The organism is Thermaurantiacus sp. (genome assembly GCF_053487655.1).
In genome coordinates this window covers 1-13,997 of the sequence record NZ_JBRCLD010000057.1, presented here as the reverse complement: position 1 = coordinate 13,997, position 13,997 = coordinate 1, and the positions used below count along the sequence as shown (strand labels likewise).

Annotated in this window: 15 protein-coding genes and 1 tRNA gene; 9 read left to right on the top strand and 7 right to left on the bottom strand. The window is 67.0% G+C overall.

Going from position 1 to position 13,997, the window contains the following annotated elements; genetic code table 11:
• Positions 1-293: alpha/beta fold hydrolase (locus ACWIQA_RS06430; protein WP_448582244.1), on the bottom strand; the 293-nt coding region annotated here is incomplete at its 3' end.
• Positions 293-1,723: a serine hydrolase domain-containing protein gene (locus ACWIQA_RS06425; protein ID WP_448582243.1), complete on the bottom strand. Its 1,431-nt coding sequence runs from the start codon at positions 1,721-1,723 to the stop codon at positions 293-295. The genes ACWIQA_RS06430 and ACWIQA_RS06425, both read right to left, overlap by 1 nt.
• Positions 1,724-1,827: 104 nt before the next feature.
• Between ACWIQA_RS06425 and msrP the strand changes: the two genes are divergently transcribed.
• Positions 1,828-2,760 (top strand): protein-methionine-sulfoxide reductase catalytic subunit MsrP, encoded by a 933-nt coding sequence (gene msrP, locus ACWIQA_RS06420; RefSeq protein WP_448582242.1) that lies wholly within the window; start codon positions 1,828-1,830, stop codon positions 2,758-2,760.
• A 35-nt stretch (positions 2,761-2,795) separates the two neighbouring features.
• Complete coding sequence (locus tag ACWIQA_RS06415) at positions 2,796-3,374, top strand: sulfite oxidase heme-binding subunit YedZ (protein ID WP_448582241.1); 579 nt, start codon at positions 2,796-2,798, stop codon at positions 3,372-3,374.
• Here the strand turns inward: ACWIQA_RS06415 and ACWIQA_RS06410 are convergent.
• A complete protein-coding gene (locus ACWIQA_RS06410) occupies positions 3,361-4,008 on the bottom strand; it encodes an HAD family hydrolase (RefSeq protein WP_448582240.1) in 648 nt (215 codons plus the stop codon). The two genes, ACWIQA_RS06415 and ACWIQA_RS06410, sit on opposite strands and share 14 nt — an antisense overlap.
• A complete protein-coding gene (locus ACWIQA_RS06405; protein ID WP_448582239.1) occupies positions 4,005-4,508 on the bottom strand; it encodes a thermonuclease family protein in 504 nt (167 codons plus the stop codon). The genes ACWIQA_RS06410 and ACWIQA_RS06405 overlap by 4 nt, the downstream gene beginning before the upstream one ends.
• Before the next feature lie 51 nt (positions 4,509-4,559).
• On the opposite strand from ACWIQA_RS06405, the gene ACWIQA_RS06400 reads away from it, so the two are divergent.
• The 4 genes from ACWIQA_RS06400 to ACWIQA_RS06385 are packed head-to-tail and all read left to right on the top strand — an operon-like array spanning position 4,560 to position 8,011.
• Complete coding sequence (locus tag ACWIQA_RS06400; protein WP_448582238.1) at positions 4,560-5,675, top strand: MlaE family lipid ABC transporter permease subunit; 1,116 nt, start codon at positions 4,560-4,562, stop codon at positions 5,673-5,675.
• Positions 5,676-6,467, top strand: a complete 792-nt coding sequence (locus ACWIQA_RS06395) for an ABC transporter ATP-binding protein (protein ID WP_448582237.1) — start codon at positions 5,676-5,678, stop codon at positions 6,465-6,467.
• The gene (locus ACWIQA_RS06390) at positions 6,468-7,415 is read left to right on the top strand and encodes an MlaD family protein (RefSeq protein ID WP_448582236.1); all 948 of its coding nucleotides are present in this window, start codon (positions 6,468-6,470) and stop codon (positions 7,413-7,415) included.
• Positions 7,415-8,011, top strand: a complete 597-nt coding sequence (locus ACWIQA_RS06385) for an ABC-type transport auxiliary lipoprotein family protein (RefSeq protein ID WP_448582235.1) — start codon at positions 7,415-7,417, stop codon at positions 8,009-8,011. Before ACWIQA_RS06390 ends, ACWIQA_RS06385 begins: the two co-directional genes overlap by 1 nt.
• A gap of 57 nt (positions 8,012-8,068) precedes the next feature.
• Here the strand turns inward: ACWIQA_RS06385 and ACWIQA_RS06380 are convergent, their stop codons facing one another.
• Entirely contained in the window at positions 8,069-8,701 is a 633-nt protein-coding gene (locus tag ACWIQA_RS06380) for a TMEM165/GDT1 family protein (RefSeq protein ID WP_448582234.1), read from the bottom strand.
• A gap of 420 nt (positions 8,702-9,121) precedes the next feature.
• Here ACWIQA_RS06380 and mgtE point away from each other — a divergent pair, with 420 nt between their 5' ends.
• Positions 9,122-10,516, top strand: coding sequence for a magnesium transporter (gene mgtE / locus ACWIQA_RS06375; RefSeq protein ID WP_448582233.1), 1,395 nt, complete (start codon positions 9,122-9,124; stop codon positions 10,514-10,516).
• 64 nt (positions 10,517-10,580) lie between these two features.
• Here mgtE and ACWIQA_RS06370 read toward each other — a convergent pair whose 3' ends face one another.
• Positions 10,581-11,441 (bottom strand): acyl-CoA thioesterase, encoded by an 861-nt coding sequence (locus ACWIQA_RS06370; RefSeq protein ID WP_448582232.1) that lies wholly within the window; start codon positions 11,439-11,441, stop codon positions 10,581-10,583.
• 59 nt (positions 11,442-11,500) lie between these two features.
• On the opposite strand from ACWIQA_RS06370, the gene ACWIQA_RS06365 reads away from it, so the two are divergent.
• Positions 11,501-12,979 (top strand): FGGY family carbohydrate kinase, encoded by a 1,479-nt coding sequence (locus ACWIQA_RS06365; RefSeq protein ID WP_448582231.1) that lies wholly within the window; start codon positions 11,501-11,503, stop codon positions 12,977-12,979.
• 33 nt (positions 12,980-13,012) lie between these two features.
• Entirely contained in the window at positions 13,013-13,777 is a 765-nt protein-coding gene (locus ACWIQA_RS06360; RefSeq protein WP_448582230.1) for a MerR family transcriptional regulator, read from the top strand.
• Between the two features lie 79 nt (positions 13,778-13,856).
• Here the strand turns inward: ACWIQA_RS06360 and ACWIQA_RS06355 are convergent.
• A tRNA-Leu gene (locus ACWIQA_RS06355) sits at positions 13,857-13,943 on the bottom strand.
• Positions 13,944-13,997: the final 54 nt, after the last annotated feature.

Genomic DNA, 13,997 nt, shown 5'->3' with positions numbered 1-13,997 from the left:
ACAAGGACGGCCTTCCCGCCCAGCGCGTCGATGATGGCGGCGATGTCAGTACAGATGACCGAGAGGCGGTAGGCCTCGACCGGCCAGGGCTTGTCGGACCGGCCATAGCCGCGGACATCGAGGGCTGCGACCCGGCGCCCGGCAGCCGAAAAATGGGCGAGCTGGTGGCGCCAGCTGTGGGCAAGCTCGGGCCAGCCATGGACGAAGAGGATGGGGGGCTCAGCGGAGTTGGCCGGGCCAGCCACCACAACATGGAGCCCGACATCACCATTCTGCACGCGGATGCTTTCCATCAGGGCTCCAGCCTCTGCATCGGGTTGCTGTGGACCCACAGGCGGGTGATGCGGCCGGACGCATCGCGGTCGAAGCGGAGCTCGTCGCCAAGAGCGCCGGTCTCAAGCACCCGACGGAAGCGGTCCTCGCCACTCGGCTGCCAGCGGGTGAGAGCCTTGGCAACACCGCGCGCCTCGAACAGCGGGATGGAGACCAGCTCGTCGCCGATCTGGGCGATCCAGACATCGCTCGCCGAGGCGGGGCGGCCGTAGCGGCCCTCGAAGGCGGCGAGGTTGCGGGTGCGCGGCGCAGGTTTCGCGTCCCTGCGGAGGGGCGGCGACACGAGGTCCCAGAGTTCGCGGCTGAGCGCGCCGGTGTCGGCGTCGTCGGCGTTGGCAAGCAGGATGATGGCGACCCGGTCGGGCAGGCGCATCATGAGGTTGGCGCGGTAGCCGGGGCACCAGCCGCCGTGGCCGACGAAACTCTTGCCCTCATGCGTCGAGACGGCGAAGCCAAGGCCCCACGCCTCGCCGGGCTTGTCGGGCGTGACCCAGTGGGTGCGCTGCATCTCGCGGAGCGTCGAAGCCTTCAGCACCTCCTCGCCGCCCCTCTCAAGCAGGCGGAACTGCCACTGGGCGAAGCGCGCGAGATCATTTGCCGTGGAGGCAAAGCCGGCGGCAGGGGCGAGGCCTTTCAGCGTATAGGCCGGGAAGGGCGCGCGCGCCCAGCCGGTTCGGCGCGCCTTGTAGCCGACGGCGAAGTCGCGGCCGTGGAGCGCGACCGGAAGATCGGGCGTGGTGCGGGTGAGCTTAAGGGGCGCGAGGATGCGGGCAGTGACCAGCGGGGCGAAATCCTTCCCCGCCGTCGCGGCTGCCATCTCGCCAAGCAGCGTGATGCCGAGGTTCGAATATTGCCAAGTGTCGAAGCCGCGGTAGAGCATCGCCTGCGCTGGCACGCGCGCCCGGACGGTGGCCCGGTCGGGGAAGTTCACCTCGCTCCAGTAGGGAAGATCGGTCTCGCGCGGCAGGCCGGCGACATGGCTCAGGATCCCGCGGGCGGTCACTGGGCCGTCCTGGCCTTCGGCGGGCGCGAGCCTGGCCCATGGGAGGATGGTCTCGACCGGTGCGTCGAGGTCGAGCCGGCCAGCGTCCCGCTCCTGCATCGCCAGCATGGCGGTGAACAGCTTGGAAATCGAGCAGATGCTGTAGCGGGTGTCGGCCGTGGCGGGGACGCGGGCGGCCACGTTCGCAAAGCCGAACCCCTTGGCCAAGAGTGTGGTCTCGCCATGGACAATCGCCACTGAGGCACCAGGGATATTCTCGCGTGCAAGCTGCACCGAAAGCCAGGCCTCGGCCATGGCGAGGCGGGCGGCGATGTCCGCGTCTGGCGCAGCGCCAAGCGGGGCGGCGAGCGCAAGCGCTGCTGCCATGAAGGAAAGTCTGAGCCGCATCGCTCCTCCCGTGCGGGCGAATGCCACGCCATGCCTTGCCGCTATCGATAGCATGGCCACAGCGGGTGTAACCCCGGTTCATCTGTGAGCGTAGAAAGAGGGCCATGCCGATTCGCCGAAATCCCTCGTGGGGCCTTCCCGAGCGCGAGGTCACGCCCGAAGCCCTGTTCCTCAACCGCCGCGCAGTGGTGGCGGGCATGGTCGCATCCGGCGCGCTGCCGGCCGCTGCTTCGACCAACCCGGCAAAGCTGGCCGCGATCGCCGCCCGGCGGACGCGGGACGCCGGCGAGCCACCCACGCCGCTGGTTGACGTGACCAGCTACAACAATTTCTACGAGTTCGGGCTGGAGAAGGGTGATCCAGCCAGAAACGCGGGCAGCCTCAGGCCAAGCCCCTGGACAGTCGAGGTCGGCGGGCTTGTGAAGAAGCCCATCACCTTGGATGTGGACCGCTACATTGCCCGGGCGCCGTGGGAGGAGCGCATATACCGCTTCCGCTGTGTCGAGGGCTGGTCGATGGTGATCCCCTGGGTCGGGGTGCCGTTTTCGAGCCTCGTCCGCGCCGTCGAGCCGCTGGGGAGTGCCAAATATGTGGCGTTCCGCACGCTCGCCGACCCGGCCCAGATGCCGGGCCTCCGGAACCCGGTCTTGGCATGGCCCTATCGCGAAGGGCTCCGGCTCGATGAAGCCATGCACGATCTCACGCTCCTTGCCGTCGGAGTCTATGGCCGGCGCCTGCCCAACCAGAATGGCGCGCCCATCCGCCTCGTTGTGCCCTGGAAATATGGCTTCAAGTCAGTGAAGTCGATTGTCGCCATCGACTTTGTCGAAAACCAGCCCAAGACCAGCTGGAACATGGCGGCACCTCGCGAATATGGCTTCTATTCCAATGTGAACCCCGAGGTCGACCATCCGCGCTGGAGCCAGGCGCGCGAGCGGCGGATCGGCGAGTTCAGGAGACGCGAGACACTCCTGTTCAATGGCTATTCCGAAGTCGCCGGCCTTTACACCGGCATGGATCTCAAGCGCTTCTTCTGATGTCATCCAGTCTCAGGGCGGCAGCCCATGCTGTCATGGCCATTCCGCTTTTCTTTCTCGCTGCAGGCTGGGCTGAGCTCTTGGGGTGGAATCCCGCATCGCGTGCGCTCTCGGCCGAGCCGGTCGCCTATACCCACAATGCGCTCGGGCTTGCGGCCTTGCGGGCGCTGCTGGCAAGCCTCGCCTGCACACCCATTCGCCGCATAACCGGCTGGGGCCGGGTGATGCCGCTCCGGCGCCTTTTCGGGCTGTGGGCCTTCGCCTATGCCGCCATGCACCTCCTCTTCTACCTGTTCGCAGATCTCGATCTCAGCCTTTCAGCGCTGGTTGCAGAAACGGCGAAGCGCCCGTTCATTCTGGCCGGGATGGTCGCTGTGCTGGCGCTGCTGCCACTCGCGCTCACCTCAACCTCGGCCGCCATCAGGAAGCTCGGGGCAAGGCGCTGGCAGGCGCTCCACCGCCTGGCCTACCTTGCCGGTATTGCGGCCTGTGTGCATTTCCTCCTGCGGGTAAAAGGGTTTCAGTGGGAGCCCTGGCTCTATCTTGGGCTTCTCGTCCTGCTTCTTGCCCTGCGCCTTGCCCCGCTCCATCGGATCCAGCTCAAGACCAGATGACCTGCTTCCAGCCACGGGCAGCTGCAACCCGGGAGAGTGCGGCTGAAGGCGAGACTGCGACTGGTTCATCGGCCAGTTCGAGAAGGGGAGCGTCACTGGCGTGGTCAGAATAGGCGCGCACGCTTGCCGGCACGCGGCCGGCAAGCCACGCATGCAGCCGTGCAACCTTTTCCCCTCCGTAGCAATTCTCCCCCGCAATACGGTGGGTGATGGCGCCGCCGTCCCGGACATTCTCGGTCGCAATCACATGGGCGATTCCCCAGCGCTGGGCGAGCGCCTCGACATAGTAGCGACTCGACGCTGTCACGAGCACCACGTCATGGCCCTCGGCGCGATCGGCGGCGATGCGGGCAAGCGCGTCCTGCCGTTCGGCACGCGCGCCAAAGTCCGCGGCAAATTGCTGTGCTCGTGCTGCCACCCGCGCCTCAGGGACAGACGCTCCCATCAGCAGCCATTGCATCACCTGCTTGACACCCTTGCGGCCAAGCGCGGGGTAGAGGACAAGCGGGACTGCGACGAGCGGGAGGAGAAGAAGTCGCCACGGCGCTTCGGTGCGTGCCCAGAACAGCAGCCAGGGAAGCCAGCTCGGCTCACGCGTGATGGTCCGGTCCATGTCGTAGAGGGCAAGCTTCATCGCTCTTGGCGGGGGTTGGTCTCGCGCCAGGTGGCAGGCGGCACCCGCTGTTCCGGTGGAAGCGACCACAGGCCCTTGCCCTCTTTGCGCGCGGCATGATGGCCGGCGCGGATTGCCGCATCGGGCAGAAAGCGGGAGAAGGCCCAGGCATTGCCAGACCGGGTCATGGCTGCATTCACATAGACTTGGCCGACAAAGACCTTGCTGACCAGCCGGCCGTAGCGGTCGCGATCGATGACATCGACGGTCACCCGCTGGCCGCTGATGAGGCGGCGCAGCGCCGAGCGTGAAGAAAGACCCCAGGGCTGGCCAAGCTCAGGTGCGTCGATCCCGGCAAGCCGCACTTCGCTCACCCGCTTTTGCGGGATCCGCTCGACAAGGAAGGAGTCGCCATCTTTCACGCGCAGCACCCGCGCTTCGAAGCGCTGGGCAACCAGGGGCGCTGCAGCAAAAAAGACAAGGGCAAGGAGGCCGACAAGGAAGCGAACACGGCGCACCATGGCCGCAGGGCCTTGCATTCAGGGGCGCCGGCAGGCAACCCTTCTTCCCTCATGGCAACGCAAGCCACCGACACCGGTGCTGGGACCAGCGCGGGACCGCATCGGCTCCATCTTGAAGGCGAGCTGACCATCGACCAGGCCGCCGGTGTCGAGCAGAGGCTTGCCGCAGCGCCAGCGGGGCCAGTTGCCCTCGATCTTGCTGGCGTCACGCGGATCGACACGGTCGGCGCCTGGCTCGTCCACCGGCTCCTGCGCGACCGGCCAGGAAGCCGGGTGGAAGGCGCCTCGGCCGAAGCTGCGCGGCTGCTCGCCGAAGTTGCCGCCGCCGACCGGCCCTGCAGCATCCGGCCCGACTCGCGCCCGGCCTGGATCACCAAGGTCGAGAAGGTTGGCGAGGCGGTAATCGCTGCAGTCCAGACCATGGGGGCCGGGCTTGGCTTTGTCGGCACTGTGCTCCTTGTCACGGGAAAGACGGCATTCTCCCGGCGCGGGATCCGCTGGCAGGCAGTTTCGCAGCAGATGGAAGCAACAGGCGTCGACGCGCTCGGGATCATCGCCCTCATGAGCTTCCTCATCGGAATCGTGATTGCCCAGCAGGGTGCAGTCCAGCTCGAACAGTTTGGTGCGCAGCTGTTCACCATCAACTTGATCGGCCGGGCGACCTTCCGCGAACTTGGGATCCTGCTGACCGCGATCATGGTTGCCGGCCGCTCGGCATCAGCATTCGCAGCACAGATTGGCACCATGAAACTGAATGAAGAGCTGGACGCGATGCGGACCATCGGCCTTGATCCTGTCGAAGTGCTGGTAGTGCCGCGAGTGATTGCGCTCACTATCATCATGCCGCTGCTCGGTTTCTACGCTTCCCTCCTTGCTGTCATCGGCGGTGGCCTCCTGTGCTGGGCCGTGCTCGACATCCCGCCGGCCAGCTATGTGCAGCGGATTCGCGAAGTGGTGCCCATGTCCGACTTCTGGATCGGCATGGCCAAAGCCCCCTTCTTTGGCGCCGTCATTGCCATGACCGGCTGCTTCCAGGGAATGCAGGTGACAGGCACTGCCGAATCTGTCGGCGAGCGGACCACGGTTGCGGTCGTCCAGGCGATCTTCCTTGTGATCGTGCTCGATGCCTTCTTTGCCGTCTTCTTCACGGCCATCGGGTTTGTGTGAGTGAAAGAAGACCCGGTCATCTCCGTCAGGGGGCTTGTGAACCGCTTCGGCACGCAGGTGGTGCACGACGGCCTTGATCTCGATGTGCGGGCAGGCGAGATCATCGGCATTGTCGGCGGCTCGGGTGCTGGCAAGTCGGTCCTCATGCGCTCGATCATCGGGCTGCAGCAACCTGCCGCAGGCTCCATCCGGGTGTTCGGAGTGGAAGTCACGGCACCCGACTGTGCCCTCCTGGCGCTTTCCAGGCGCTGGGGGGTGTTGTTCCAGGCCGGCGCGCTGTTCTCAGGCCTGACAGTTGCTGAGAATGTGCAGGTGCCGTTGCGCGAGCATCTTGCGCTTGCCGAGCCACTCATGGATGAGATCGCTGCCTACAAGATCGCAATGGTGGGCCTGCCAGGTGAGGCCGGTGCCAAATATCCCGCCGAGCTCTCCGGGGGCATGAAAAAGCGTGCGGCCCTTGCGCGCGCGCTTGCGATGGACCCTGGCCTCCTCTTTCTCGACGAGCCAACAGCAGGGCTTGATCCCGTCGGGGCTGCAGCCTTTGACCAGCTCATTTTGACCCTGCGGGCCAGCATGGGCCTGACCGTCTTCCTCATCACTCACGATCTCGACACGCTCATCACCATCTGCGACCGCGTGGCCGTGATTGCCGAGAAGCGTGTGCTCGCAGTCGGAACAATCGCGGAGGTAACCGGGCTCGACCACCCGTGGGTGCAAGACTATTTCCTCGGGCCTCGAGGCCGGGCAGCTGCCAGAGCGCAAGCGGAGCTTGCCGGAACAAAGGGGGCCTGAATGGAAACAAAGCGCTCGACCATCGTGGTGGGGGCAGTCACGCTTGCGCTCGTCGTCGCGCTGTTCGCCTTCATCCTCTGGCTTTCCAATTATTCAACCGGCGGCCGGCGCGAGTATGATCTCTTCTTCAAGCAGTCGGTCGCTGGCCTCGCAGTCGGCTCGACTGTGTCCTTCTCGGGCGTGCCGGTTGGGCAAGTGGAGCGGATCGCACTCATGCCAGAAGCCCCCGAGTTCATCCGCGTGCGCATTTCGGTCGGCGAGGATGTGCCGGTGCTTGAGGGGACAACGGGCATCCTCCAGGCTTCAGGCTTCACCGGTGTCTCGGTCATCCAGCTCCAGGGGGCAATCCGCGATGCGCCGCCCATCATCGAGCCGGGGCCCTATGGTGTGCCTGTCATCCCCACCCGGACTTCAGGCTTTGGCCAGATCCTCGAGACGGCGCCCGAAGTGGTGGAGCGAGCCTCGGTGCTGGTGGCGCGCCTGAATGAAGTGCTCTCGGATGAGAACCGGCAGAATTTCGCGGAGCTCCTCGCCAATCTCGACACCGCCAGCACCGAAGTCGCAAAGGAAGCCCCCAAGCTCGGCGCAACGCTCGATGAAGCCCAAAGGACGCTGAAGTCCGCTGCGATTGCAGCTGATCGCGTGGCAGCCTTGTCCGACTCGGCGGGCCGGCTTGCGACTTCTGATGGCAAGGCCGCACTAGCTGAACTGGAGAAGGCAGCAGGCGCAACCACGGCAGCCGCAAACCGCCTTGATGCGCTCATCAAGGCCGCCGGACCTGGTGTCGAGACCCTGTCGTCTGACACGATCCCCGAGCTCAACCGGCTTCTCTTCGAACTTCGCAGCGCAACCGCCAGCATCGATGCCCTTGCACAGCGCGCTGCAACCGAGCCGCAGAGCTTCCTTGCCGGCAGAGCACTGCCAGACTACGAGCCCAAGACACCCTGATGCGCGCTGCCCCTGTTCTTGCGCTGTTCGCTGCTGCTTGCGGCCCGATCGTCCAGATCGGTGCCCCCGCACCGCCGCCAGCCGCGCTGCTCACCCTGTCACCATCCCCCCCCGCCACCGCGCCAGCAGCGCTTCCCAAAGTCGACGAGACAAGGGCGGTCACGCTGCTTGCCGCAACTGCCCCGGCCAGGCTGCAGACAGTCCGCATCCCGGTCCAGATCTCGGCGACCGAAGTGCAGTATTTGAAGGGGGCGATATGGTCAGAGCCACCAGCGCAGCTCTTCGTGCGCCTCATCGGCGACACGCTCGCCAGCGCCGGCATTGCCGTCCTCGACCGGCGCGTGACAGGCAAGGCCGCACCGCGGGTCCTCGGGGGCGAGCTTGTCGCTTTCCACGTCGAGGCAGGCGGCACGGCGGTTGCAAGGGTGCGGTTCGACGCCACGCTTGCCAGTCCCGACGGCATCCGTCAGCGCCGGTTCGAAGGCGCGGCAAGCATCGGCGTGGTAGAACCTGGCGAAGTCAGCCGGGCGCTCAACTCTGCCGCCAATACCGTCGCCAAAGAAGTCGCCGCCTGGGTCGCTGCCGAGGCCGGCTGACACGGCCCCTGGGCGGATTCAGCCGGGAAGGTGCGAGCCTTCTGCCGGCGTGGGCCGTCAGCTCGCACTAGCCCCCTCCAGCGCAAGTCCAAAGGGGAGCACAAGGAGCCCAAGCGCTGCAAACAAGGCCGCAGCGCCAACCCGTACCCACCTGAGTGGCACCAGCCGGGTGATGCGCTCGCCAAGCCAGACGGCCGGCGCGTTGGCCAGCATCATGCCAAGCGTCGTCCCAAGCGTCACGCTGATCACTTGCTGATGCTTCGCTGCCAGCAACGCCGTTGCCACCTGAGTCTTGTCTCCCATCTCGACAAGGAAGAAGGCAAACGTCGATGTCCAGAACACGCTGCCACGCGACTTGACCTCCGTTGCCCCTTGGTCGGGCACCAGCGCCCAGCCAGCCATCAGCAGGAAGCCAAGCCCAACCGCCCAGCGGAACCATGCGCCGCCAAGCAACTCCGCTGCCGCAGCACCCACCACGGCAGCAAGGGCATGATTGACAAGCGTGGCAGCAAGGATCCCAGCAAGAACGAGCCAAGGGGCGCGAAACCGCGCTGCGAGCACAATGGCAAGGAGCTGCGTCTTGTCGCCGATCTCGGCAACGGTTACGACCAGGGTCGAGAGTCCCAAGGCTTCAAGAAATGGAAGCAGCGTCCCGACCTTCTGCTTGACAGCAGAAGCTGCCCTCACCATGTCGCGCCCGCTCCGTCAACCGCGGAGTTTCGCGTGAGAGAAAGATGGACGAAGGCTTAAGTCGGGGTACGAAGCCCCGTTGCAGACTGGCTCCCGGCGAACGCCGGTCGAGCGGCGAGGCCAGCTAGCGTCTCTCCGGTCGCCCGTTCCGCCGGTGGCGGAAAGGAGGTGACCGATGGCAAACGTCGTTCCGATCCTGCCTGCGCGGGATATGGGGGCGCCGGCGCGGCATCCGGCCCCACTCTTGGTGATGCGCTGGGAAGCGGGCCCTCAAGGCCTTCGCTGTGCGTGGGAGATTGCACATTCGGCCTGGTATGCGCCAGCCTCGGCCCGGCCGCTGCCGTGCAACCGGGCGGCACCCCGGCGTCTGCTTCGCCGGTTTGTCATGCGCGCTGCGCGCGCGGCCTGAGCGCAATGGCCATGGAAACCCGCGCCGCGCTTGCCCCGGCGATGCTCGAGGCCCTGCTGCGGGCCGGCGATCGCGAAGGCGTCGCCGCCCTGCTCCAGCCGCTGCCGCCAGCCGACATCGCCGATGCCCTGGCCGAGCTTGCGCCAGAAGAGGCCGGAGCTGCACTTGAGGCGCTTGCGCCGGCGGTCGCAGCCCGCGTGCTTGGCTATCTGCCCGCCCCTGACCAGCTGGCACTCGCCGAGGCCATGCCGCGCACAAGGCTCCAGCGCCTGTTCGCCGACATGCCTCACGACGAGCGCGCCGACTTGTGGAAGGGACTGCCGGAAGAGACCCGCGAAGCGCTCCTGCCTGGCCTTGCCGCCGCTGAGCGCGAGGATGTCCGTCGGCTCGCAAGCTATGCGGAAGGGACTGCGGGCTCCATCATGACATCGGACTATGCCGTTCTTCCTCCAGACGTAACGGCTGCCGAAGCCATTGCCCTGCTGCGGCGCGAAGCGCCAGACCGCGAGACCATCTATGATGCCTATGTGATCGATTCCGACCGTCGGCTGGTCGGCGTGGTCTCGCTGCGCGATCTCCTGCTTGCCCCGGAAACCCGCCGGATCGCCGACCTCATGGTGACCGACCTCGTTTTCGCCCGGGTCGATGACAAGCGTGAGGCCGTCGCTGACAAGATTGCGGACTATGACCTGCTCGCCATCCCGGTCATTGACGAAGCCGACCGTTTGGTTGGCATCGTCACCTTCGACGACGCGCTCGATGTTGCCGAGGCCGCGCTGGCCCGCCGGCTCACCGATTTCGGCGGCACGGCAGCCCTTGGCGGACCCGACATCGACATCATCGCAACGCCCGTCCCCGCCATGTTCCGGGCGCGCTTCATTTGGCTTGCGTTGCTCACCGGCTTTGGCATGATCTCCTCGCTCTTCGTCGCCGCCCAGGAGGCGCTGCTTTCAAAAGCAATTGTGCTTGCCGCCTTCATCGCCCCCATCATCGACATGGGCGGCAACACGGGAAGCCAGTCAGCGACCCTTGTCATCCGGGCCATGGCGCTGGGCCAGATTAGCTCCGTATGGCGCGATGTCGTGCAAGTGCTGCGACGCGACGTGCCGGTCGCAGCCGCGCTCGGCATCGGCGTTGCCGCACTCGAAGTGCTGCTGGCGCTCATCTTCAAGGAGGGCATCGGCACAGACGTGCTCTGGGTCGTTGGGCTCTCGATGCTGATCGTGACCATCGCCGGCAGCCTGTTCGGCGTGACCATCCCCTTCATCGCCCGCGCGCTCCGGATCGATCCCGCAACGCTCTCCGCCCCGCTCATCACCTCGATCATGGATCTTCTTGGAGTCATCATCTATTTCAGCATCGCTTGGGCGTTTCTTGCCGACATGCTCGCCGGCTCCGCGCGCTGAGTTTCTGCACCGCCGGCCGGGGTCCCTCGCCCCCGGCCGTCCGAGCGCCACTTCCAGTCGCGCCTCAGGCCCGGTAGCGGATCAGCCCTTCCTGGACGACCGAGGCCACCAGCCGTCCATCGCGGGCGAAGATCCGCCCCTCGTTGAGGCCCCGGCCGCCGCCGGCCGCATGGCTTGCCTGGTCGATCAGGTGGAATTCCGCCGGCCGGTAACGCGCGTGGAACCAGATCGCGTGGTCGAGGCTCGCCGCCTGCAGCTTCGGGTCGGTCCAGCTTATGGCGTGCGGCAGGAGGCACGTGTCAAGCAACGTCATGTCCGACGCATAGGCAAGCAGGCAGGCAGCAAGCCTCGGGTCGTCTGCCACCTCCCCGTCAGTGCGGAACCAGTGCTGCGCCCGGGCCAGCCGCGGTCGAGGCGCGAACGGATCGGAAGGTGCAACCGGGCGGAAGTCGAACGGGCGCTCGCGCGTTGCCCACAAGGTCTTCCAGGGCTCGGGGGTGCGGTCGCGGTTGCGCACTTCGAGCGCACGCTCTGAGAGCAGGGTTTCAGGCGCTGGCGCCTCGGGCATGGGGGCTGCGTGGACAAAACCGCCCTCGGCCTTCTGGAACGAGGCCATCATCGAGAAGATGGGCCGGCCGTGCTGGATTGCCTGCACACGCCGTGTCGAGAAGCTTGTGCCATCACGCTCCCGCTCCACTCGGTAGAGGATGGGGACCCGCGGCTCGCCTGGCCGCAGGAAATAGCTGTGGAGCGAATGGACCGGGCGGTCGTCGGCCACGGTGCGCTGGGCAGCTGCGAGCGCCTGCGCCACCACCTGCCCGCCATAGACTCGAATCCAGCCCGGATCGCTGTTGGCGCCGCGGTAAAGGTCGACTTCGATCTCCTCGACATCAAGCAGCGCAACAAGGCGGGCAAGCGCCGACATGGAAAGCCCCCTTCCGGTTGATGGCAGATGCGCTATCGCAGGCACGCAAGGGAGGAAAGATGGCGCTTTTGCTCGCGCTTGATGCTGGCACCACGTCCACGCGGGCGCTCGCCATTGCGACGGACGGGCGGGTCTGCGCCAGCGCTGCGCGCCAGCTCACCCAGCGCTTCCCCGAGATCGGTTGGGTCGAGCAGGATGCGGCCGAAATCCGTGACTTGACGCGCGCTGCAGCCGAGGCGGTGGTGCGCGAGGTCGGTGCCGGCGCGATCACAGCCGTGGGGCTCACCAACCAGCGCGAAACGGCTGTTGCCTGGGATCGCGCGACAGGTACGCCGCTTGCGCCTGCCATCTCCTGGCAGGACCGGCGCACGGCCGACCTTTGCGCGCGCCTGCGCCAAGCCGGACAGGAGCCGCAAGTGCAAGCAACAACCGGGCTCCTGCTCGATCCCTATTTTTCGGCGACGAAGTGGGCCTGGATGCTGGCCCAGGTGCCACAGGTCGCTGCGGCGGCGGCGGCAGGCCGGCTTATGCTGGGGACGATCGACAGCTGGCTCCTCTTTGCCCTCTCCGGCGGTGCGATCCACGCAACCGATGTGACCAACGCCTCGCGTACCCTCCTCATGGACCTTCGCACAGGCGCATGGGATCGCGACCTCTGCGCCTTGCTCGGCGTACCCGAAAGCGCGCTTCCCGCCATCCGGCCGTCCGTCGGCCAGTTCGGAACCCTCCGCTTGGGCGGGCGCGACCTTGCCGTCACGGGAGTCGCTGGCGACCAGCAGGCCGCGGCCGTCGGCCAGGGCTGCCTTGCGCCCGGCGAGACCAAGTGCACCTATGGCACGGGCATCTTCCTCCTGGCCGCAAGCGGCGCGCGCGTGCCACAGAGCCACCACCGCCTCCTTGCCACCCGGGCAGCGACGGCAGGCGAGCCAGCGTTTGCGCTCGAAGGCTCCGTCTTCGTCGGCGGCGATGCCGTCAAGTGGCTGCGCGACCGACTCGGGCTCATCGGCGCTGCAGCCGAGACGGAAGCGCTTGCAGCAAGCGTGCCCGACAGCGGTGGCGTCACCCTTGTTCCCGCCTTTGCCGGCCTCGGTGCGCCCTGGTGGGAGCCGCGCGCAACGGGCATGCTGACCGGGCTCACGGGTGCGACCAGCCGCGCCCACATCGCCCGCGCGACACTCGAGGCCATGGGCAACCAGACCGCCGACCTGCTCGAGGCCTTCGCCGGCGACGACGTTGCCCCTTCTGTGCTCAAGGTCGATGGCGGGATGGTCGCAAACGACTGGCTCTGCCAGGACCTGGCGGATGCGACCGGGCTTCCCGTGGTGCGGCCAGCCAACATCGAGACGACAGCGCTTGGAGCTGCGATGCTCGCAGCCGTGGGCACGGGCCTTGTCCCTGACCTGGCAACGGCGGCGGCGCGCATGGTGCGGCCCGACCGGCGCTTCGAGCCGCGGAGCAGCTCCGGCCAGCGCGAAGCCCGCCGCGCCGGCTGGCGCTGCGCCATCGCCCAGGTGCTTGCCGGGGTTCAGAGTGCGTAGCGATTGCCGGCGTCGGCTGCTAGGTATCGGTTCATGCGCATGCGCGACCTCGAGAAGGCATCCGGGATCGGCCGGGAGACCATCCGCTTCTATATCCGCGAGGGCCTACTTCCCGAGCCAGTGCGCACCGCGCGCAACGCCGCCCTCTATGATGAGGAGCATCTTGCCCGCCTGCTCGCCATCCGCCGCCTGCGGGAAGACCGCTACCTGCCATTGGGCGTCATCCGCGTGCTCCTCGATGCGCCGCCCGAGTCCGGCTGGGACAGCCCCGACATCCTTCCCCATGTCGATCGCTTGCTGCGCGCCCGGCTGGAACTGACTGGGGAGCGCGAACCGGCACTTGCCATCCTTGCCGATGCTCCGGATCCGGCCGGGCGGCTTGCCGAGCTTGTTGAGGCCGGCGCGATCGATGTCGCAGCCGATGGCACCGTCTCTCCGCGCGATGCGCGCATCCTTCGCCTCCTCCAGGATCTCGGCCGGCTCGGCTTCACGCGCGAGCGCGGCTACGCGCCCGAGGGGCTCAAGCGCTATGTCTCGGCGATGCGCTGGCTGGCGGAAACGCAGGTGCGCGAATTCTTTCGCCTGACCGGCCCCCATGTGGACGAGACGCAAGCCGCCGACATGGCCGAGCGCGGGCTCGGCTACCTTATCGAGCTCATGGGCGAGCTCTTCATGCGCGAAGTGCTTGCCGGAATTGCCGCCCGCCGGGCACGGCTCGCCGCCCAGACGGAGCGCCGGGAGGAAGAAGGCGAGAAGCAGGGACCCTTGGGGCAAGGCCGCGCGCGCCGCTCCAGGTAATGCCCCTCCCGTGCCCCTCCCGTGCCCCTCCAGGTGCGGCCCCGCTTCGCCCCCGCCCAGGGCTCGCCAGCCATACACCTGGTGCCCAGGAAAGGACTCGAACCTTCACGGCCTCTCGGCCACTGGTACCTGAAACCAGCGCGTCTACCAATTCCGCCACCTGGGCATCGGCGCGGCCGGGCCGGACCCCGGGAAGGCGCGGGCCTACCGCTCGCGGCTG

Excerpts from the sequence above, each read along its gene's own strand:
- ACWIQA_RS06405 (WP_448582239.1), bottom strand. The coding sequence starts at position 4,508 with ATGGTGCGCCGTGTTCGCTTCCTTGTCGGCCTCCTTGCCCTTGTCTTT.
- ACWIQA_RS06415 (WP_448582241.1), top strand. The coding sequence starts at position 2,796 with ATGGCCATTCCGCTTTTCTTTCTCGCTGCAGGCTGGGCTGAGCTCTTG.
- msrP (WP_448582242.1), top strand. The coding sequence starts at position 1,828 with ATGCCGATTCGCCGAAATCCCTCGTGGGGCCTTCCCGAGCGCGAGGTC.
- ACWIQA_RS06360 (WP_448582230.1), top strand. The coding sequence starts at position 13,013 with ATGCGCATGCGCGACCTCGAGAAGGCATCCGGGATCGGCCGGGAGACC.
- ACWIQA_RS06365 (WP_448582231.1), top strand. The coding sequence starts at position 11,501 with ATGGCGCTTTTGCTCGCGCTTGATGCTGGCACCACGTCCACGCGGGCG.
- ACWIQA_RS06385 (WP_448582235.1), top strand. The coding sequence starts at position 7,415 with ATGCGCGCTGCCCCTGTTCTTGCGCTGTTCGCTGCTGCTTGCGGCCCG.
- ACWIQA_RS06370 (WP_448582232.1), bottom strand. The coding sequence starts at position 11,441 with ATGTCGGCGCTTGCCCGCCTTGTTGCGCTGCTTGATGTCGAGGAGATC.
- mgtE (WP_448582233.1), top strand. The coding sequence starts at position 9,122 with ATGGAAACCCGCGCCGCGCTTGCCCCGGCGATGCTCGAGGCCCTGCTG.
- ACWIQA_RS06390 (WP_448582236.1), top strand. The coding sequence starts at position 6,468 with ATGGAAACAAAGCGCTCGACCATCGTGGTGGGGGCAGTCACGCTTGCG.
- ACWIQA_RS06410 (WP_448582240.1), bottom strand. The coding sequence starts at position 4,008 with ATGAAGCTTGCCCTCTACGACATGGACCGGACCATCACGCGTGAGCCG.
- ACWIQA_RS06400 (WP_448582238.1), top strand. The coding sequence starts at position 4,560 with ATGGCAACGCAAGCCACCGACACCGGTGCTGGGACCAGCGCGGGACCG.
- ACWIQA_RS06425 (WP_448582243.1), bottom strand. The coding sequence starts at position 1,723 with ATGCGGCTCAGACTTTCCTTCATGGCAGCAGCGCTTGCGCTCGCCGCC.
- ACWIQA_RS06380 (WP_448582234.1), bottom strand. The coding sequence starts at position 8,701 with ATGGTGAGGGCAGCTTCTGCTGTCAAGCAGAAGGTCGGGACGCTGCTT.